The sequence below is a fragment of the Okeania sp. SIO2B3 genome (assembly GCF_010672525.1).
Classification (GTDB): domain Bacteria; phylum Cyanobacteriota; class Cyanobacteriia; order Cyanobacteriales; family Microcoleaceae; genus Okeania.
The window spans coordinates 646,238-668,626 of the sequence record NZ_JAAHGH010000002.1 but is presented as its reverse complement, the minus strand read 5'-3'; the positions used below and the strand labels follow the sequence as shown (position 1 = coordinate 668,626).

12 protein-coding genes are annotated in these 22,389 nt (G+C 35.4%); 7 read left to right on the top strand and 5 right to left on the bottom strand.

Going from position 1 to position 22,389, the window contains the following annotated elements:
- Window positions 1-268 (top strand): IS200/IS605 family transposase (gene tnpA, locus F6K15_RS03675; protein ID WP_293057115.1); only part of this gene is annotated, 268 nt, incomplete at its 5' end.
- A 142-nt stretch (window positions 269-410) separates the two neighbouring features.
- Here the strand turns inward: tnpA and F6K15_RS03670 are convergent.
- The 4 genes from F6K15_RS03670 to F6K15_RS03655 all read right to left on the bottom strand — a co-directional run bounded on the left by F6K15_RS03670 (window position 411) and on the right by F6K15_RS03655 (window position 8,093).
- The gene (locus F6K15_RS03670; RefSeq protein ID WP_293057112.1) at window positions 411-1,049 is read right to left on the bottom strand and encodes a ribonuclease HII; all 639 of its coding nucleotides are present in this window, start codon (window positions 1,047-1,049) and stop codon (window positions 411-413) included.
- Between the two features lie 428 nt (window positions 1,050-1,477).
- The gene (locus F6K15_RS03665; protein WP_293057109.1) at window positions 1,478-3,532 is read right to left on the bottom strand and encodes an Rne/Rng family ribonuclease; all 2,055 of its coding nucleotides are present in this window, start codon (window positions 3,530-3,532) and stop codon (window positions 1,478-1,480) included.
- A gap of 250 nt (window positions 3,533-3,782) precedes the next feature.
- Entirely contained in the window at window positions 3,783-5,081 is a 1,299-nt protein-coding gene (locus tag F6K15_RS03660) for a transposase (protein ID WP_293057159.1), read from the bottom strand.
- 300 nt (window positions 5,082-5,381) lie between these two features.
- Window positions 5,382-8,093, bottom strand: coding sequence for a TIGR03960 family B12-binding radical SAM protein (locus F6K15_RS03655; RefSeq protein WP_293057106.1), 2,712 nt, complete (start codon window positions 8,091-8,093; stop codon window positions 5,382-5,384).
- A gap of 423 nt (window positions 8,094-8,516) precedes the next feature.
- Between F6K15_RS03655 and F6K15_RS03650 the strand changes: the two genes are divergently transcribed.
- Both F6K15_RS03650 and F6K15_RS03645 read left to right on the top strand, forming a co-directional pair.
- Window positions 8,517-8,696 carry a hypothetical protein gene (locus tag F6K15_RS03650; protein WP_293057103.1) on the top strand — a complete coding sequence of 60 codons (180 nt, stop codon included), beginning with the start codon at window positions 8,517-8,519 and terminating at the stop codon, window positions 8,694-8,696.
- A gap of 1,757 nt (window positions 8,697-10,453) precedes the next feature.
- Window positions 10,454-11,629, top strand: a complete 1,176-nt coding sequence (locus F6K15_RS03645; RefSeq protein WP_293057156.1) for a pyridoxal phosphate-dependent aminotransferase — start codon at window positions 10,454-10,456, stop codon at window positions 11,627-11,629.
- An 881-nt stretch (window positions 11,630-12,510) separates the two neighbouring features.
- Here F6K15_RS03645 and F6K15_RS03640 read toward each other — a convergent pair.
- Window positions 12,511-13,899, bottom strand: coding sequence for a hypothetical protein (locus F6K15_RS03640; RefSeq protein ID WP_293057100.1), 1,389 nt, complete (start codon window positions 13,897-13,899; stop codon window positions 12,511-12,513).
- Between the two features lie 775 nt (window positions 13,900-14,674).
- Here F6K15_RS03640 and F6K15_RS03635 point away from each other — a divergent pair.
- The 4 genes from F6K15_RS03635 to F6K15_RS03620 all read left to right on the top strand — a co-directional run.
- Window positions 14,675-16,123, top strand: a complete 1,449-nt coding sequence (locus tag F6K15_RS03635; protein WP_293057097.1) for a tetratricopeptide repeat protein — start codon at window positions 14,675-14,677, stop codon at window positions 16,121-16,123.
- Between the two features lie 89 nt (window positions 16,124-16,212).
- The gene (locus F6K15_RS03630; protein WP_293057094.1) at window positions 16,213-16,362 is read left to right on the top strand and encodes a hypothetical protein; all 150 of its coding nucleotides are present in this window, start codon (window positions 16,213-16,215) and stop codon (window positions 16,360-16,362) included.
- 451 nt (window positions 16,363-16,813) lie between these two features.
- Window positions 16,814-17,026: a hypothetical protein gene (locus F6K15_RS03625; RefSeq protein WP_293057091.1), complete on the top strand. Its 213-nt coding sequence runs from the start codon at window positions 16,814-16,816 to the stop codon at window positions 17,024-17,026.
- A gap of 7 nt (window positions 17,027-17,033) precedes the next feature.
- Window positions 17,034-22,389: tetratricopeptide repeat protein (locus F6K15_RS03620; protein ID WP_293057088.1), on the top strand; the 5,356-nt coding region annotated here is incomplete at its 3' end.

Below are 22,389 nucleotides of genomic sequence, written 5' to 3'. Positions count from 1 at the left end.
GGACTGCAAACTAATAGAGTTTAATGGTGAACCTGACCATGTACACTTGCTATTCCAATACTACCCGCAGCTTGAGTTGCCTAAATTTGTTACTAATCTAAAATCTGTAAGCAGTAGGAGACTTAGAACGGAGTTTCCAGAACAAATCAACAAAGCTTATTTCAAAGCTGTTTTTTGGAGTGAATCATACTTTATTGCTAGCTGTGGTGGTGTAAGTGTTTCAGTGCTAAAAAAATACATAGAAAATCAGGACGAACCACATAAATAACGCCCGGCTTTCCCATCCCTCCGCTCCCCCGAAGGAGAGCGCGGGACTTCCCGCCGGGGGAGTTAAAGAAAGTGAAATTAAATTTATCCAGAAAAATGCTGGGGGACCTAGTGTTTGCTTTAGTTGTGTATAATTTCTAAAGTTAAATAGTAAATAAGGAAACCTGACAAGGACTAAATGAGAGACGGTGTTGAGACGATAGCCCGTAATTTAATATTCCTTTTTTGTGTTTTTGCGTACCATAACCTTTGTTATTTGTCAAGTCATAAACAGGATACTTTTTTGCCAAACGTATAATTAATGTATCTCGCCAAACTTTAGCCACAATACTTGCAGCAGCGATCGCCAAACACTTACTATCTCCCTTAACAATGACCTTCTGAGGTATAGACAAGTCTTTAATTTGCTGATTCCCATCAACCAAAACCAAATTTGGCCGATATTTTAACCTAAGAACAGCTCGCTTCATAGCCAATAAAGAAGCTTGTAAAATATTCAAACGGTCAATCTCACGCACGGAAGCTATACCAATTTTACAATCTAAAGCTATTGCTTGAATCTCACTAGCCAAACGACTACGACGCTTTTTTGTTAATTTTTTACTATCTGTTACTTCTCCTCCCTGATAAAGGGAAGCTATAGGGGATGGCAAATCATCCAATTCTGGCAAAATTACTGCTGCTGCCACTACAGGTCCGAATAATGCTCCACGCCCTACTTCATCCACACCTGCAGTGAAAGGTAAAGAAGTAGAGTCAATTATATCAATAGGGTATACCATTTATATCAATTTGATAAATATTTGTGACACATTCTATAGGGCTTTCAGTCCGGAATGTTGGCGCAAACGCGCAGGCAACAGGCAATAGGGGGAATAAAAAACCGTTTGCGACATTTCGCAGGAATAGTATCAGACTTTTAGATACTGGGTAGTTCCTGCAATTTGTAAATATACCAGTGCACACTGCTATAGTTAAAAAGTAGATTGTTCACCAGTAGGGCTTGATAATCAAGCCCTTACAGAACCTAGATTATAGATAAATATAAATTCTGGGCAGTCCTGCAACCCTAATGGTATTGATTGAACTGGGGACAAATTACCTCAGATCTAATTAAAAGAAAGAGGATGTATTTCAGTTTTTTTCACTCCAGATACCCTACTCCCCTAATCCCTCTACACATTACATCAGCACCACTGCCAAATTCTGTTTATTCTTCTGTAGCTGCTGAAGAACGACGGCGACGACGCCGAATTGGCCCTGAGTCATCCGAATCATTGTTATCTGAACTTAGATCTACATCTGAATCAGTCAATTCTGCCTCGTACTGACCATGTTCATCTTCACTATCAAAATTAATTTGGTCCTCTTCCTCTAAAGACATTGATGAGTCAACCTCCTCTAATTGTGGATCTTCATCGTTATTCTCCTCTTTGTCCTCTACTACTGACTCAAGCTCAACATCTTCTTTTTTTTCTGTTGTTTCTCTAACACTATTCTCCCCAGGTTCCTGAATAGAAATAATTACTGATTTAGGATTTTTTACCGTTCCCTCTTCTAAAAGTGTGATTGGAGAAATACCCATCAAAGCATACACATCTTGCTCATCAGGTGTCATTTCTACTCTCACTATCTCTGGAGGTTCAGTAATAGGTCTAATTATCTCTCTTCCCGGGCGTCGATTAGGTGTTGTTAGTGGATATCCTTCTGAAAGCATAGGATATTCCATATCTGTGCCCATTTCTCTTTCTTGCAATTCTAATGATTCATCTTGCATTGTTTCACCAACTCCTACTCGTCGCCGTCGTCGCCGTCTGTTAGATTCTTGATAACTAGGGTGATTCAACAATTCTAAATCTGAGGAATGATTAGCAGACTCTACTTCTTGATATCCCTGTATAGTCTCCCCAGTAGGAGTCTGAGTTGCTGTTACTAAAGTTGGAGGAGCAATAGTTACAGGTCTCATAGTTTCTTCGACCTCAGAGGTACGAGTAACCACAGGCAAATTAACTTCCTCCATGGGAATTTCTGATTCCCCTGGCAAACGAACTAAATGTCCTAGTCCATTACAGCTAGGACAAGTGTGACCAAAAAGTTCATATACATTTTGACCTTGGCGTTTACGAGTCAACTCAACTAACCCCAATTCTGATAACTGGGCTATTTGAGGTCTGGCTTTATCAGCTTTGAGAACTTGATTAAAGTGTTCAAGAACTTGCAATTGGTCTCGCCGTGAGTCCATATCAATAAAGTCCACAATAATAACTCCAGCAATATTACGCAGGCGTAGTTGACGGGCTATTTCTGTAGCTGCTTCACAATTTGTCCAAAGTACTGTTTCGCGAGCTGTAGCGGAGCGTGTGAAAGAACCGGAGTTGACATCTATTACTGTTAATGCTTCAGTCGGTTGGATAATAATGTAACCACCAGAGGGCAAGTCCACTCTAGGTCTAAGAGCTTCTCGAATGGCTGCATTAACACGGAAATATTCTAAGATAGGGATACGATCGCTATGATAGTCAATTAAAACTTGTAGTGGTTTGCCCCCGCTCCAGTTAAGCAGGTGTTTTTTGACTCGCTTCACTGCCTCGCTTGAGTCTACTACAATTCGATTTACATCTGTGTTATACATATCTCGTAGGACTCGTTGAATAAAGTCACTATCACGATTTAGTAGTGCAGGTGCTCTATTGGAGTTGCCTTCCATTTGGACTGTTTCCCACTGTTTCTGCAATAGTTCTAAATCTTCTAGAATTGCTTCTTCTTCCATTGCTTCTGCTTCAGTACGGACTAATAGTCCCATTCCTGCTGGTTTGATTAAAATGGCTAATGCTCTGAGACGGTTTCTTTCGTTTTCAGAACGAATACGTCGGGATAGGTTGACACCCCGTCCATAAGGCATTAGGACTAAATAGCGGCCTGGTAGAGTTATGTTGCCTGTTAAGCGTGGTCCTTTTGTACCAGTGGGTTCTTTCATCACTTGCACTAGGACTTTTTGTTGGGGTGTAAGTAGTTCTGTTATTGCACCGGAAGACCGTTTTAATCTTAATGGCCCTAAGTCGCTAACATGAATAAATCCGTTGCGTTCTGGATCTCCAATGTTTACAAATGCTGCATCTATCCCAGGTAGTACATTTTCTACTACTCCTAGATATATATCACTAACTTGATGGCTGCCTGTAGCAACGACAAGTTCTTGTATTTGGTCTTCAGAAAATACCGCAGCAATTCTATGTTGCTCGGCAATAATTATTTGCTTTGGCATTCAATTCCCTCAATTGCTTAATAAAAATGTGGCGCTATAGATTAAGTCACCTTTGATGTTATTTAGGTTATTTGTAATCTTTGATATTCACTGCAATGCTTGTGTGAACTTTTCTTCTTTGTTTTGAGAATGCTTGGTCTGGTTTTGAGTAGTTTATGCTTCAGTTTACCCTTACCCAGTTTAATATTTCTACCAACTTCTACCTTATTATATTTTCAATTATTCACAGTGACATACTTCCACACTAAGCTTAAGCTATAGTGTGGGCTTCTCGTTTCACAGTCCTGCTATTGCATCGGACTCCACGAGCTTTAAGGACGGGATGCCCCGCCGCCCTATTTTTGATATTTATTGCAGCATTTACATCACGGTCAATTACTAGACCACAATGCGGACAAGAATGAGTTCTCTGTGATAAATTTTTCGGGACTTTTTTACCACAATTGGAGCAATCTTGACTGGTATTTCTTGGATTCACAGCCATTATTTTTTGTCCAGCATTTGCCTCCTGCGGAGGAGCTGCGCTAACAGCTTTGACAGTTAAAATAGCCAGGAATTGCCCCCAAGCAGCATCATTAATTGATTTACTCAATCGAGTCTTTGCCAGTCCTTTAATATTTAATTTTTCGTGGGCGATAACTTCATAGTTTGATAATAATTCATTGGCAGTTTTGAAGTGAAAATCTTTACGCTTATCTGCTACTGCTTGGTGCGCGTTCCCTTGCGACTGTGGTCGTCGCGGGGTCGCATCCGCTTTTTTATGTTGTTTGGCTACAGCTTTTACAGCTTTTAACCACCTTTTGCTACCTTTTTTCTTTCGAGATAAACGTTTTTGTAAAGTTTTGAGTCGCTTCTGGGATTTCCGATAGTATTGAGGGATAGGGACCGACTTTCCAAGGCTTGTTACCAAAAAGTCTTTCAATCCCATATCGATTCCCAGAGTATTTTCTGGTGTAGGTTCAACATCAGAATCAAACGTTGGGACTGATTTATCTTCTAGCGATAAAGTTACATAATAACCGTCAGCTTTACGACTAATGGTAACGGTTTTAATTTTAAATCCATCTGGTATTGGTCGATGCTGAATGAACTTTACCTTGCCAATTTTGGGTAAATTAATCCTTTTTTCTTCAATGCAATCCTGCTTAATTTGAGCATAAGTAAAACTACGATAACGACTTTTTTTCTTAAATCTTGGCTTCCCCAGTCTTTGCCCGTTTTTATCTGCTTTAAACCATCGCTCGAAGGCGAGTTTTACCCGCTTAATACAATCTTGCAATACCTGAGAATGAATTAATTTATACTCAGGAAATTTATCTTTAGTATTGACCAAATCTTTTTTCTGAGAGTAATAATCTGGATTGTCTCTTAGTTGAGGAATTGGCACTATTAATGGGCAAGCATTAATCGCACAGCGATTTTCTTTCCACCATAAGAATCGCTCAGACAATCTATAGTTGTACTGCCTGCACAACAAATGTAACCACAGTTCTATGATGGCCACTTGTTCTTTGTTCGGTTTTAGCTTGTACTGATAAGCTGTCCGCACGATCAAAAACTCAGTTTCTTTCTGGTTATGAGAAAATTAATTTAGCGCTGATTCATCTAATGCTATATCAAAGATTATATCACGAGGCTTCTCGGTGAATAAGCTAAATTTATTATTGAATCAAGGTGAAAAATGTTTTTTAGGGGTAGACAGATTAAGAGAGTAAAAGTTTCCTCATTCAAATCCCATTCGTTTATTTATAGGATTTCTATTCCTACTTATACCTTCTTTCGAGTAATTTTTTCAATTTTGATACTTAAAAAAACAAAAGTCTATCTATAGATTCTTATTTAAGAGATATCACCTCAAAAACAACTTTTTCCGGTGAGAATACAGTAATTCAAATTCCTGTTTGCTTACTTGTTCCAACATATAAATTATATGTTGTGGTCTTAGTAAAGTTCCATCATTCTGATAACTTCCCAAATAACGAATAATGCCATCTGTTTTAACATCCCATTTCGTTTCTAAAGAAAAAATATCAGTGGTTGGATACTCTATAAACTCCAACTCAAATAAGCGATCGCGTAAGTTAATAACTTTTACTTTACCCGACTTAGTGGTTTGTTCCCACAGAATTGATTCACTATTATTAATTGCCTCTACCCACTTTTGCCAATTTAGCTTTTCTTCTGTTGCTTGATTCTGGAAATCTGTTGTTAAATTTTCTGAAGATTCAGCTATTTTTCGGACCTTCAGAATATATTCTGCTTTCTCCAATATCTGAGATACAGAAGGACTCTTTACCTCTACTTCTTCAACCTTATATATGGGTATATCCGTTGGTAAAGCAGCTCCCAATTTATTTTGAAATACTACCACATCCATTGGTTCTGTCAACTCAAAATCCACAATTTCCCCTGTGCTAGTTGTTCCAAGAGATAAAGCACTAGCCGGAATAATTCGTGGACTTGGATGATATCCTCCTGTAAAAGCAATAGGTATAGAGCTACGACGAACTGCCCTAGCAAATAGTCGAGCTAAATCTAAATGACTAACTAAAGCCATTTCTCCCAACTTCCCTAGCCAAACTCTTAGACGTTGTACCTTATTCTGGTTTGGCACAAATTGACCATTAAATTCTGGAATAGGCAAAGGCGGGACTACAATATTATGACCTAAATCTGGACCACATACACCACAATGAGAACAAGTTGCGAAAAAGCAGTCCGGAACAGTTATTGCTGCTAAAGCTCTGTGCAAATCTTCTTTTAGCCAATTTTTATCAATTCCAGTCTCTATATGGTCCCAAGGTAGAGGTTGGTCAAGTAGAGATGATAAATTTTGAGCGGGAGTAATTTCAGTAGAATTTTCTGTATTGTTAAATACATTCCACTCACCATTTTCTACTTGGCGATATTTCCAACTCAAGTCTGATTCTGCAATAGCTTCACTCCATGCAGCAAAAGCTCTATCCAAACTTTCCCACCAAGAGTCCATTCCTGCTCCGCGTTGCCAAGCACGGCGAATTACAGATGCTAGACGGCGATCGCCCCTACCCAGAAAGTCTTCCATTGCTGAGATACGAACATCGGTATAATTTACTTTTACACCTTTCATTCTTCTGAATTCTGCCTTCAGTAATTCTTGCTTACGTTCAAATTCAGCTACTGAGACAGAATGCCACTGAAAAGGTGTATGAGGTTTTGGAGTAAAGTTGGAAATTGTCAGAGTAACCTGTAGTTTTTTCCGACCTTTAGCTCTGCACTCTTGTTGTAACCAATTAACTGTTTCTGCAATACCTAATACATCCGCATCAGTTTCACCAGGTAAACCAATCATAAAATAGAGCTTAACCTTATCCCAACCTTGTTCATAAGCGGTTTTGACTCCTCGCAAAAGTTCTTCATTTGTCAATCCCTTATTAATAATGTCCCGCATTCTTTGGGTGCCTGCTTCTGGTGCAAAAGTTAGACTACTTTGCCTCGTACCACCAATAATATTGGCAATATTCTCATCAAATCTATCAACTCTTTGACTTGGTAGAGATAAAGCAATATTTTCATCTTTGAGGCGGTTTCTAATTTCAGTTCCCACCGCTGGTAATGCCAGATAATCAGAACAACTTAGGGAAAGTAAAGAAAACTCATTATGTCCAGTAACTCTTAAACCCTTTTCAATAGTATCTACTATTTCTTTTGGTTCTACATCTCTTGCTGGTCGAGTCAACATACCTGGTTGACAAAAGCGACACCCTCTGGTACAACCACGTCGTACTTCTATTACCAGTCGGTCATGGACTGTTTCTACATAAGGAACTAAACCTATAGAATAAGCTGGCATGGGAGTCGCCACTCGACGCAATATTTTTTCTGGCACATCCTTACGAATGGGGAACACAGAGCCATCTTTAGCCATTTGATAAAATTGTGGCACATACACTCCAGGAATTTGGGCTAAATCTAAGAGTAATTCTTCTCTAGTTAGTCCATTAGTTTTTCCTTGCTCGACTATTAGTCCCATTTCTGGCAGTAACTCTTCTCCATCTCCTAAAGCAATAAAGTCAAAAAAGTCTGCATAAGGTTCTGGGTTTGAAGTTGCTGTTTGACCACCTGCAAAAATTAAGGGATAGGTTTGTTGTTCTTGAGAAGAGTGGGACGTTAATTTTCGTTCTTGCCAAGTTAGGGGAATACCTGCCAAACTTAGCATCTCTAAAATATTTGTGGCTCCTAATTCATAACTGAGGCTAAATCCTAGAATATCAAAGTCAGTGAGCGATCGCCTTGATTCAACAGCAAATAGTGGGGTATCTGTAGCTCGTAATTTCTGTGCTAAGTCTGGAGCTGGTAAATATGCGCGATCGCATAGTTGTTTTGGTTGAGAGTTTAAGATGTTATAAAGAATTATATGTCCTAAATTAGAAGCTCCTACTTCATAAACTTCTGGATAGGTTAGTACCCAGTGGACTTGAGCGTTGTCCCAAGGTTTATGGAAAGCTCCCAACTCATTACCAAGGTAACGAGCAGGTTTTAATATTTCGGATGTTAGTAAATTATCTACTGCTACTGCCACTATTTGTACCTAATTTGTATTTTCTGGACATACATATTTTGGCGTTGCTGAAGCGCGTGTATGATATTAATCTTAATTACTGAGGAGTGAACCCACCCCTAGCCCCTCCCCCTCCCAGGAGGGGAAGAACCGAGTCAGGAGGGAACAAAGAAGAAGAAATAGTATTAGAAGAAGAAAGTTTTTTGCTCGCGCTCTGATCCTGACATGATATCGTACCTCAAATCAGCAATGCCCATATTTCAAGATAACACCAAAAACTTACTACTGTGAAATTATGATTTATGGATGACAAGTTACTGCTAATTTCAAGTCCAAATGATTTATATCACTCTCTTGTCTAGGATTGGATCACCTACAAGAGTAAGCATTTGGCAGAGAATTTAATTATGTAGGGTTTTTCTATTAGCAATGGAACCAAAATGTATGATTCGGAAACTTGTATCTAAAGCTCTTTATTTTCGCAGACTGACTCCTGAAATAGAAAATCAGATAAACTTAGAGTTGACACGACTTGGCTATATTTCTGATGTAGATTATGAAGCATTAGAATTATTAATGGAGGAGATGGATGCAGGCCGAGTCCAGCTTGTTCCGAGTATATAAACTGCAAATCATTTTAATTTTATTATGGTTGAAAATTTCAGATATTTAACTGATATCTAAATATCTATCAATTGTTGGTTTTGGTAGTATATATGAACTTTTGATAAGTAGCTTTTGTCTTGGGAAAGTTAATGCTTTAATGGGTAAAATTATTTAGTTTATTGTATCTGGATCTAGTGAGTAAGTTTAATTACAATTACATTTTTTGTTAGGGTGCATAAATCTGAGTTTTATATATAACTTTGATATTCTGTCTAGAATTTCTGAAGTAGATTTATTTGATTTGGTTGGAGATAAATTCAATAAGCACAAGTGAAGTTTCTTAGATTTTGATTTTGAGTGTTGATTATTTATTTATTCTTTTCAGGCTTTCTTCTCTACATGATTAACACAATATCTAAGCTTCATAAGTTTTAATTAAAATGTTTAATTACTTTTATAGTGCTACGCGCAAGGCAACAGGTAAATACAAAAGGGTTTTCCTACGGAATGCTGCGCAAACAGCTTCTATTCATGTCGAAGACCTTAATGTATAGTGCTGTAACTTTAGTCAAATTCATTATTGATAAATATTTGCTACAAATAGCTAGTGCTGCTACGCGGAAGTTAAAAGTCATGCTTTTAAAAGCGAGTGCTAATTGGCGAGGTTTCCTACGGGGCACATACTGTGCGGAAGTAATTCCGCACACAGCCCCTCCAGAATGTAAGACGCATATCTGACAGTCAAAAGTATTGATTTGGGCGTTGCTGAGTGGTAATGATTTTTGGATTAAGTATCAACGCAAAATATAAGTTTTTCTATGTTGAATAAAAAATCAGGCCTAGGAGCGAGTTACACCCAATGATTACATGGTATCACGATTTTTTTGGCGATGCAAGGGGAAAAGCCTTGCCTTTTTTTTGAGCTTCACAAAATGCAGATGAATCATCTGTGTATCCGTGGCCCAATCCTTGTCAGGCAACAAGGATTTTTTTTGAGGATGCAAGAGGAAATACCTTGCCGTTTTTTTTGAGCTTCACAAGATGATAATTTTTCTTCGGTTTGTGAATATAGCGTTGGCAGAGCAAGTGCGGTAGCTACATCACTTCTACATAAGTCAATATATGAATGTGTTGATGGGGCGGGCAAATTGTGCGTCCGCGACTTGTTTATCCGAGTGCTTCACAGGATGATATTTTTCTCTGCTTTGATGGTGTGAGTATCTCTATATATATTCAGTGGCGAAATGCTATTTTGGGGTTGAATAAAAAGTCATGCACAGGGGCGAGTTAACCCCCAATTATTACATGGTATCACGATTTTTTTGAGGATTCAAGGGGAAATACCTTGTATTTTTTGAGCTTCACAAAATGATGATTTTTCTTTGGTTTGTGAATATAGCGTTTGCAGAGCAAGTGCATTAGCTACAGTGAAACTCTCAAGATATTAATAACTAGAATAATTCACTATTAAATAGCTTTCAGCTAACATCTTGGGTAGACATTTCTTTGAAATTGTATTGTTCTTGGTTTCAGTAGAAGAAATATAAGTTGTTTGCGGAGCATCTCGTGAGAAAATACTGAATGCTGAATTGCTAAAAGCTTTGAGTAGATAATAATTTATTAGACCGGAATTTTCACTAAAGCTACAAGAAAAAAAATCCGAAATTTTTCAATTTTTACTTTTGACTTTGAAAAACTCCTGACTCCTTTTTAATTTGATAATATACACTTTGCTGTTGTACATTAATTTAGTTCAGGAGTCTATCGAAATTACTATGCAGCTTGCCAAAAGGTTAGAACGAATACCACCTTATCTCTTTGCTGAAATTGATCGTAAACGGAATGAATTAATTGAAAGAGGAGTTGACATCATCAATTTGGGTGTAGGAGATCCAGACCAACCAACACCAAAACATATTATTCAGGCAATGCACGAGGCAATTCAAGACTCTACCAATCATCATTATCCTCCCTACAAAGGTATAAAAGAATATAGACAAGCAGCAGCAGATTGGATGCAACGTCGGTTTGCTATTGAAGATTTAAACCCAGAAACAGAAGTAATTTCCTCAATAGGTTCTAAAGAGTCAATTCACAATACTTTCCTAGCTTTTGTAGACCCAGGAGATTATACCATAATTCCTGACCCTGGTTATCCAGTTTATCGCACCTCAACAATTTTTGCGGAGGGTCAACCCTATCCAATGCACCTCCAGAGTGAAAATTGGTTGCCAAATTTAAAGACTATTCCTCAAGAAGTGGCTCAAAAAGCAAAATTATTGTGGGTGAATTATCCTAATAATCCTACTGGTGCCACAGCTACTTTAGATTTTTTTGAGGAATTAGTAAACTTTTGTCGCCATTATGACATATTACTATGTCACGACCATGCTTATTCTGAAATGGCTTATGACGGTTATAAACCTCCTAGTGTATTACAAATTCCTGGTGCAAAAGATGTAGCAATTGAATTTCATAGTTTATCTAAGTCTTACAATATGACAGGATGGCGCATTGGTTTTGTAGTAGGAAATAGTTTAGGAATAAAAGGATTAAGTCAAGTTAAATCTAATATAGATTCTGGAGTATTTAAAGCAATTCAAAAAGCGGCGATCGCTGCTTTTTCTACTACTGAAGAAGAGTTGCAAAGTTTAGTAGTTGTTTACCAAAAACGAAGAGATATTTTAATTGAAGGTTTACAATGTTTAGGGTGGCCGATTAAGCCTAATTTAGCAAGTTTATATGTATGGGTTCCGGTGCCAAAAAATTATACATCTCAAGAATTTGTTAACTTATTGTTAGACAAATGTGGCATTATCGTGCCTCCTGGAAATGGATATGGTGTATCTGGAGAAGGATTTTTTCGTATTGCATTAACAGTAGAAGAAGAGCGAATTTATACAGCATTAAAAAGAATGAAAGATGCAGGCATTAGTTATCAATTAAAGTAAGAAGGAAGAGGGAAGAGGGAGAAAGGCTATTAAGCAAAAAAAAACTTAAATTTCCTGTAGATATTAACCTGTGGGTTTACCGAATAATTAATAATTCAATAATTCTGGTTTAAAGCTGACCCTTTTAAGGGTAAAAAAGCGGTCGATGGATGGCGTTTTGCTCCGCAACATATAAAGCGGAGCGGCTCTGATAAGAGCGGGTCTCGGAGCTATATCTAATAGACCAAGAGAAGAAATAATATTTCCTTATATTCAATTCCGTAATGGTTAAAACCCGAGGTAATTATCAATTATCCATTATAAATTAATGAAAAAAAAATTGCCTTCGGACATGATATTAAGGGTGAAAAAGCTGAGTATTTTCAACTAATAAAGGAAGAAGGAAGAGGGAATAAGGAAGAGGGAGGAAGGTTATTAAGCAAGAAAAAAACTTAAATTTCCTGTAGATATTCACCAAAGAATAAGGTCTGAAGCCTCCCCTTTCAAGGGGATAAAGAAATCAAGTTTAATATTTCAAGCTTCTGACTTTCCTAGATCATGCTGCGCAAACAGGTAGAGGTACTGATAACTGATAACTGATAACTGAAATTACCTTTTAGTTTACACAAACGATTACCTTCAGACATGATATTAAGGGTGAAAAATCTGAATATTTTTAACTAATAATTATGTTTAAACCTTAAATATTTTACCAAATAATTAAGGTTTAAAGCCTCTCCTTTAAAGGATAAAAAATCAGACATGATATTAAGGGTGAAAAATCTGAATATTTTTAACTAATAATTGTGTTTAAACCTTAAATATTTTACCAAATAATTAAGGTTTAAAGCCTCTCCTTTACTAGTTATTTCAAGAACTTTGCACTGTCTAGTTATTAATTATTAATTATTAATTATATCCCACCCATACCAATGACGAACTACTAACCAAATAACAGAAAGTAATCCGGCAATACTTAAAGTTAATCCACTATAAGAAACTAATAATGCAAAAACAGGTAAAATTCCACCCGCTATAGTACAAATAATTGCGGCTAAAGAAGCTTGACGATTTGACCCTAAACCCCAAACTAAAAATAGCAAAATAGGAGAAATTAAACTCCAGACAAATTTTGCATCAATTAAGCGACTACAATAAGTCAAAGTCAATAAACAAGCAAAGAAAATCCCGCCTAATATTGCCACATCTCGTAAACTCAAAGGTAGGGAAAAATATAACATAATTAACCACCATAAAAATAATAGGGGAGCCAATATTAATAGACGGGGTAAAATGCCTGTAATTTTAACTGGGTCTGTGGCGGTAAAAACTCCAAAAGGATTTTTGACAGAAACATTGTCGTTAAATATCCAAGTAAATTTACGACCCTGATTTGATTCTATAGTTTCGGTAGGAATAATACCACTGGCAAAGTCTGATTTGGGAAAATTTGCTAATGCTGTTAATCGGAAGTTTGATAATAGTTGATTATTGGCATTATAAATCCAACGAGGTCCGCCTTGAGCTTGATAGTTTACTTTAAAATTGATAGTTTCTCCAGGGGATAAATTAAAGGGAAGACTATAATTTTCAGGGTTAGTAGGAATTAATCTTTGATTATTTTGTTCGACGCGAAAGTTTTGAAGTAAAGAATAGCCATAAGGAGGACGAATATCAAAGAAAAATTCTTGGATATCTTGAAGTTGGTTAGTAACTTGATATTCTGCGGAAAAATCTACTACATAAATAGCTTTAAGATTTTGAACGTCTTTAGCTTGGTTAATATTTACCTGAATGTTTGAGGCATTTATTCTTAAATATTTATCTACATTTCTTGTACTTTTAACTTCAACCTGTTTATTATCAACCCACTGATAATATGTATAGGATTCTTCTACTATATAACGAACTTTTGGAGCCATTTGTTCGAGGCGATCGCCTGCTACACCAGCAGCAATTTTGGCGATTTTTGCTTGTTCCCAATGATGATAACGATTACTGATAGTTGAACAAAGAAAAAATCCGCCTATTACTAAAGTTAAAACTAAAATTAGATGGGGTAAACTTTTAAGTAAACTTGAATATTGAGACACTAATTCATGAGTCAAAATATTTGGTTCTGATTTTTTATTACGGAGAGTAAAAGTGATAATAGCTATACATAAACCAAAGAAACCAATGAGAATAATTAATGTAAGAGATACTTTGAGAATTTGATTGCCAAATTCAATTAGTTCTTGGGGATGAGTAATATCAGGAATATTGGGAATGCCTTGAGTAGATTGCCACATATTTTTAAAATATAGTAGGTTTTAAGTCTTAAATTATAGGTCTTAAATATGGGATAATTCTGTAAAACTTAACGGCAGGAGATAGTTAATTAAATCAATATTATTAATTGGTAAGCATTTCTTGCGGAATGCTGCACAAACAGCTATTAGCTGTCAGCTCTCAGCAAAAAGAAGGGATTTATAGAAGTTTTCATGTTTCATAGAATACAGAGATTTTGGCTTAAAGGCAGGAGACAGAGGGCAGAAGTTTTGTAGTCTACTTTTGTGAAAACCGCGATCAATGAAAATAGACTTTAGAGCTGATTTATAAACTGAGTTAAAACTCCTTTCTAGCATGGGTTGGCGGAAAATTATGCCCTAGGGGCTTAGATAGTGTCGAACCCTTACACTGTAAAGCATTTATCCTCTTAATATTTACTTTATAAATCAGCTCTTAAAGCCGACTTTGGCAGTAAGATGTAATTCTAACTCAATTAGTAAAGCTTTTATCTAAAACTAAAGCTAAAAGTAATAGCTGACGGCTGTTTGCGCAGCATTCCGCAGGAAATGCTTACATTAATTGTCAGAATGGAAAGACTCTATAGCAATTATAAATAGGTTGTAAAAACTCAAAAAATAGATAAAAAGTCTGAAGCTCTTACTCTTTTTGCGTTGTTCAACATTAATTTTTTACATAACCAAAATAGGACGACTATAATCATAGCTACAAATTTAAAAATTTCATTCCGTTAATCTAACTAATTTGAATTAAAAATTTTGTCAGTAGGCTCAAATTATGGAAAATCAGACATCAGAAAATCTTTTTAACTCCGCAAAGAAGAATTATCAAAAAGGAAATTTAAAATTAGCGGCAAAAATCTGCCACAAAATCTTAGAAAGAGAGAGAGAAAATTCGCGGTCTCTACATTTATTAGGAGTTATTGCTGGTTTAGAGGGGCAACCAAAAGAAGCAGTTTTCTACCTCACTCAAGCTATTAAACTAAATCCAAATAATCCCGAAATTCATAGTAATTTGGGTCTGGCACTGAAGGATAACCAGCAATATAAAGTAGCCATTCAACATTATCAAAAAGCCATTGAACTTAGACCAAATTATGCCGAACCATATAATGGTTTAGGTAACATATTTTTAGAGCTAGGAAAATTTGCAGCAGCCATTCAACATTATCAAAAAGCCATTGAACTTAAACTAAATTATGCCGAACCATATAACGGTTTAGGTAACATATTTTTAGAGCTAGGAAGACTGGTGGAATCTCAACAATATTATCAACAAGCTCTTAAATTAGACAAAAATCATGCAAATGCTCACTTTGGTTTAGCAGTTATTTTACTTAAACAGGGAAATTTTATTCAAGGATTTTCTGAATATGAATGGCGCTGGCAAAAGAAAGGTTTTAGAACTCGTAATTTCTCTCAACCTTTGTGGGATGGCTCAAGTTTTCAGGGCAAAACTTTGTTAGTTTATACTGAGCAAGGTTTGGGAGATTCCATTCAATTTATCCGCTATATTTCTCTGGTGAAAAAATTAGGAGGGCGTGTAATTGTTGAACTTAATCAAGCTGGGTTGAAATTATTATTTAGCACTATCTCAGGAATTGATGAATTATTTGTTATAGGTGAAAAATTACCAGATTTTGACCTGCAAATTCCATTGATGAGTATACCTAGAATTTTGAGAACTAACTTAGAAAGTATACCTGCTAAAATTCCTTACTTATCTGCGCCAAAGTTAACCAATTTTCCCATCCCACTTGCTCCAGAAAAAAATCTCAAAGTAGGGATATGTTGGCAAACAAGTAGTAATACGAAAACCAGTAAAAAACGTTCTTGCCCAGTTCAATATTTAGAGGAAATTCTAAGTATAGGTAAAGCTAATTTTTATATTTTACAAAAGGAAGTATTGCCAGCAGATTTAGAATGGCTGAACTCTCAAACTCAAATACATAATTTAGGTTCATATTTTAATGATTTAGCCGATACTGCCACAGTTATCCAACAACTAGATTTAGTAATTACAATAGATACAGTTATTTGTCACTTAGCAGGAGCATTAGGTACACCAGTTTGGGTAATATTAAATTTTGATTCTGACTGGCGGTGGATGTTAGATAGAAATGATAGTCCTTGGTATCCCACAGCACGATTATTTAGACAGACAAAAATTGGAGATTGGGATAGTTTATTCATTGAGGTAAAACAAGCATTAATTGAACTTTTATAATCTCAGCATAATTCACCAGATTTACCAGCAAATTTTGACATTGTATATCAATATTATCAACAAAATAATTTAGGAGAAGCAGAAAAAATATGCAGTCTAATACTTGCAGAAAAAACTCAAGATTTTCAGGTACTCCATTTATTTTATTAGCTGTACTAGAAAATTTAGTAGGTCGAAATGAAGTAGTAATTCATATTTGGCATCAGGTTATTACTTTTGGTCTTAACTTTAGACAGTAATTTCAGTTATCAAAATAATATGGGTCTAAAACCCCGACTTTTAAGGCGATCGGGTTTTTGGAGCGAAGCTCAAACCCCCTACTTCCCCTCCCAGGAGGGGAGGGGTTAGGGGTGGGTTAACTTCTGAGTTCTGAGTTCTGAGTTCTGACTTCGTTAACAGTACCTGCTATTGAAGCATCAGGCTTGAAATACGAAAGTTGATTTTTTTCATTGCCTTAAAAGTAAGCATTCAGCTATTAGCAGTCAGCATTCAGCGAGTCTGTACTTTTTAATAAATGAAGTCAGCATTTTTTTAACTTATACTATTAGATAATTGAAATGCAAGAACAGCAAACTTTAGTTACAAACCTATATAATTATGTGGCAATAAACATAGATATCTCTCAGAAGCTGATAGCTGATAGCTGACTGCTTACCCTTAAAAGGGGAGGCTTGAGACCTTACTTTTTGGTTGAAAATTGGAGATTGGGATAATATATTTGAACAAGTGAAAGATAATTTAAAAAATGTGCTGGAGAATATTTATCCTCAAAAGGAAATGTCAAAAAATATGGATACAAAATTTGATGATACTCAAATAAAGCAAGCAGTAAAAAAATATCAATCTGGAAACTGGGAAGAAGCAATAAATATTTGTCATAAGATTATAATAAAGACAGCCTAATAATTTTTTGGCTTTAAAACTTTTGGGTGTATGTGCTTATAAAAAAAATCAAATAGAACAGGCGATCGTTTATTATCAAAAATCTTTAAAAATTAATCCTAATGATGCAGAAACTCATAATAATTTGGCTGTTGCACTTCAAGACGATTGGCAAATTGATGCTGCATTTAGTCACTGTCAAACGGCAATTAAATTTTGTCCCAATTATGCTGAGGCATGGCATAACTTAGGACGTATTTTTCGAGATAAAGGTCAATTTGAGGCAGCTATTGAGCATTATCAAAAATCCCTTAAACTTAAGCCAAATTATGTTGAAGCATATAACAGTTTAGGCAGTATATTTTTAGAGCTAGGAAAACTTGCGGAATCTCAAAATTATTATCAAGAGGCTATTAAATTAGACAAAAATCATGTAAATGCTCGCTTTGGTTTAGCTGTTGTTTTGCTGAAACAGGGAAATTTTATTCCAGGTTTTTCTGAGTATGAATGGCGCTGTCAACGTAGAGATTATGTAACTGGTAATTTTGCTCAACCTGTGTGGGATGGTTCAGATTTTTCAGGAAAAACTTTATTAGTTTATACGGAGCAAGGTTTGGGAGACTCTATTCAATTTATCCGCTATATTCCTTTGGTGAAAAAATTGGGAGGGCGTGTAATTGTGGGATGTAATAAAGCTGGATTAAAGTTATTATTTACCGCTGCTCCAGAAATAGATGAATTATTTGTTATAGGTGAAGAATTACCAGATTTTGACCTGCAAATTCCATTGATGAGTCTACCTAGAATTTTTGGTACTACCCGAGAAACTATACCTGCTGAGATTCCTTACTTATTTGTGCCAGAATCAAAAAAATTTAAACTGCCAGAAACTGGAAATAGTTTCAAAATAGGCATAACCTGGGAAACAAATAGCCAAATCAAGACTAGCAAAAAACTTTCTTGCTCTGTAGCAGATTTTCAATCTATTTTGAATGTAGATAATGCTAGCTTTTATATTTTACAAAAAGATGTCTCTCCCCAAGATTTGAAATGGCTGAATTCTCAGACTAAAATCCATAATTTAAGTTCATATTTTCAGGATTTAGCTGATACAGCAGCAGTGATAAAACAATTAGATTTAGTAATTACAATAGATACAGTTATTGCTCACTTAGCAGGAGCATTGGGTAAACCTGTTTGGGTAATGTTAAATTTTGATTCTGACTGGCGTTGGTTAGTAGACCGGGAAGATAGTCCTTGGTATCCGACAATGAGATTATTTCGTCAGAGTAAATCAGATAATTGGCAAGGAGTGTGTCGAGAAGTTGTCGATGCTTTATCATCTAAATTACTGAATTTTAATCAAACAGATTATCCATCAATAATTAAACCAGGGTCATCAGTTACAACTCAGCAGTTATTGACAACAGCATTAGAAAAATATCAGGTAGAAAACTGGAAGGAAGCAGAGAAAATATGTCTGTTTATTATTCAATATCAACCCCATTGCGCTAGTGCTTTTGAGATACTTGCTTTATGTGCCAAAAAAACAGACAAAATAGATTTAGAAATTGATTACCATCAGAAAGCAATTAACTTCAACCCTAATAATTATCAAACTCATCTAAGGTTAGCTATTGCTCTGAAAAAACAACAGAAAATAGACCAGGCAATAGTCCATAATCAAAGAGCAATTGAACTAAAACCTAATGATGCTTCAGCTTGGCATAATTTAGGTCTAATATTTAAAACTCAAGGCAATATTCCAGAAGCAATTCGTTGTTTTCAACAATCTCTACAGATTAAACAAAATAATGCTGATATTTATTACTCTTGGGGTAATATTCTGAAAGAACAGGGTAATTTAACAGAAGCAAAAGTTCTTTATGAAAAATGTATTGAGTTAAAACCTAACCATATCAATGTTCACTTTGCTAGAGGATTTATTCTTCTCAAACAAGGAGATTTTTTAGCTGGATTTTCTGAATATGAATGGCGCTGCCAACCTCAAGATTATATAACTCGTAGTTTTGCTCAACCTGTATGGGATGGCTCGGATTTTTCCGGAAAAACTTTATTAGTTTATACAGAACAAGGTTTAGGAGACTCTATTCAATTTATCCGCTATATTCCTTTGGTGAAAAAATTAGGAGGGCGTGTCATTTTTGAATGTAATAGACCTGAATTAAAATTATTGTTTACCACTGTTTCGGAAATAGATGAATTATTTGTAGAAGGTGAAAAATTACCAGATTTTGATCTGCAAATCTCATTGATGAGTCTACCTCTAATTTTCCAAACTACCCCAGAAACTATACCTGCTGAAATTCCTTATTTATCTGTACCAAAATCAATCTACTTTCCCATTCCACCTGCTCCAGAAAAAAATCTCAAAGTCGGAATATGTTGGCAAACAAATAGTACCAGTGAAACCAGTAAAATACGTTCTTGCTCAGTTGAGTATTTACAAGCAATTATTAATATAGATAGAGTCAATTTTTACATTTTACAGAAGGAAGTTTCAGTATCAGATTTAGAATGGCTGAACTCTCAAACTAAAATTCATAATAATAGTACATCTTTTAATGACCTAGCTGATACAGCAGCAGCAATAAAACAATTAGGTTTAGTAATTACAATAGATACAGTTATTGCTCACTTAGCAGGAGCATTAGGAAAACCAGTTTGGGTAATATTAAATTTTGATTCTGACTGGCGTTGGTTAATAGACCGGGAAGATAGTCCTTGGTATCCGACAGCTCGATTATTTAGACAGCCAAAAATAGGAGATTGGCATACTGTATTTATTCAGGTAAAACAACCATTAATTGAATTTATGGAATCTCAGAAAAAGTTAAGAAAAAAATTTCATCTGGCATATCAGTATTATCAACAAAAGAATTTCATAGAAGCAGAAAAAATATGTCGTATAATACTTGCAGAAAAACCTCAAGATTTTGATGTACTTCATTTATTAGCTGTACTAGAAAATTTAGCAGGTCGAAATGAAGTAGCAATTCAGCTTTTAAATCAAGTTATTAATCTGCATCCTAACTCTAGTCAAGCTTATTCAAACTTAGCCAAACTTATGAAAAAAGAAGGTTGTTTAGAAGAGGCTATCGCTCATTATCAAACAGCTATTTCTCTGGAAACCAATGATAGTAGTAATTATTCAAACTTAGGAAATATCCTAAAAGATGAAGGTCGTTTAGAAGAAGCGATCGCTCATTACCAAAAAGCTATTTCTCTAGAACCGAATGATAGTAGTAACTACTCAAACTTAGGAAATATTCTGAAAAATGAAGGACGTTTAGAAGAAGCGATCGCTCATTACCAAAAAGCTATTTCTCTGGAACCAAATAATAGTACTAACTACTCAAATTTAGGACTAATTTTTTTAGAAAAAGGTGAAATTGATTCAGCAATTATTAACTATGAAAATTCCAGAAAAATTAATCCTGAAAACTCACAGACAAATCTCAATTTAGGCGTTGCTTGGAAAAAGAAGGGAGACTTATCAAAGGCAAGTACCTATTATCAACAAGCAATTAATTTGCAACCAGATTATGCTCAGGCATACAATAATTTAGGCTCTATTCTTCAGGAAGAAGGAAATTTAAATGAAAGTATTTTCTATTATCAAAAAGCTATTGAACTAGAGCCAGATTTTCCTGCTGCTCATCTGAATTTAAGCTTAGTTTTGTTACTTCTTGGAGACTTAAAGTCAGGGTTCCAAGAATATAATTGGCGTTGGCAAGTTGAAAAATATGTATCTTTAATACAACCAGAAAAGCTTTGGGATGGTTCTAATTTAGTAGGTAAGACAATCCTGATTTATGCCGAACAAGGGTATGGTGATACGATTCAGTTTATTCGTTATCTTCCATTAGTTAAACAACAGGGAGGGCAGATAATTTTAGTTTGTCAGAAACCTTTAGTTAAATTACTCGAAAAAATTCCTGGAATTGACAAATGTATAGAAGAAAAAATAAATTTAGTCGATTTGGATGTTCATGCACCATTATTAGAATTACCTCGGATATTCGGAACTACTTTAGATAATATTCCTCCACCAATTCAAAATTTAAACATACCTCATACTAAATTAATAAAATTAGAGTATCCAGCCGGAATTTTTTTGAAAGTTGGTATTGTTTGGGCAACAAGAGTAGATAGTCAAACTTATGCTCAACGTTCTTGTAAGTTAACAGATTTTCAATCAATTTTAGATATAACAGGAATAACTTTTTATAGTTTGCAAAAAGAACCAGGAGAAGACATTCAACTATTAGAAACATTACCTATATTCAATTTAAGTAGTCAGTTAAATGACTTTGCTGATACGGCGGGAATTATTACTCAACTTGACTTAGTAATTACTGTTGATACGGCAGTAGCACATTTGGCAGGAACATTAGGTAAACCTGTGTGGATATTATTACCTTTTGTGCCAGACTGGCGATGGATGTTAGATAGAAATGATAGTCCTTGGTATCCGACAGCTCGATTATTTAGACAGCCAAAAATAGGAGATTGGCATAGTGTATTTATTCAGGTAAAACAAGCACTAATTGAATTTAGAGAATCTCAGCATACTTTACTAAACTTACCAGCAAATTTTTACCTTGCGTATCAATATTATCAACAAAATAATTTCGTAGAAGCAGAAAAAATATGTCGTCTAAGACTTGCAGAAAAACCTCAAGATTTTGAGGTACTTGATTTATTAGCTGTACTAGAAAATTTAGCAGGTCGAAATGAAGTAGCAATTCAGCTTTTGAATCAGGTTATTAATCTACAGCCTAATTTTAGTGAAGCTTATTCAAACTTAGCCAAACTTATGAAAAAAGAGGGTCGTTTAGAAGAGGCGATCGCTCATTATCAGAAAGCTATTGAACTGGAACCAAGTAATAGTAGTAACTACTTAAAGCTAGGACTAATTTTTTTAGAAAAAGGTGAAATGGATGTGGCAATTATTAACTATGAAACGTCTATAAAAATTAATCCTGACAGTTCATGGATAAATATTAATTTAGGATTTGCTTGGGAAAAAAAGGGAGACTTATCAAAGGCGAGTACCTATTATCAACAGGCAATTGAAATTAACCCTAATTATGCTGAAGCATGGTGCAAATTAGGGAATACTTTACAAAAACAAGGTCAAGTTGAGTTAGCAATTGAATATTATGAACAAGCTATTACACTAGAGTCAAATTATCCTGATGCTCATTTTGGTTTAGCTATGACTTTATTATTAAGTGGAAACCTAAAGTCAGGTTTTCAAGAATATCATTGGCGTTGGGCTCGTTGGGAAGCTAAAAAATCTCTATCTTTAATACAACCAGAAAAACTTTGGGATGGTTCTAATTTAGCAGGTAAAATAA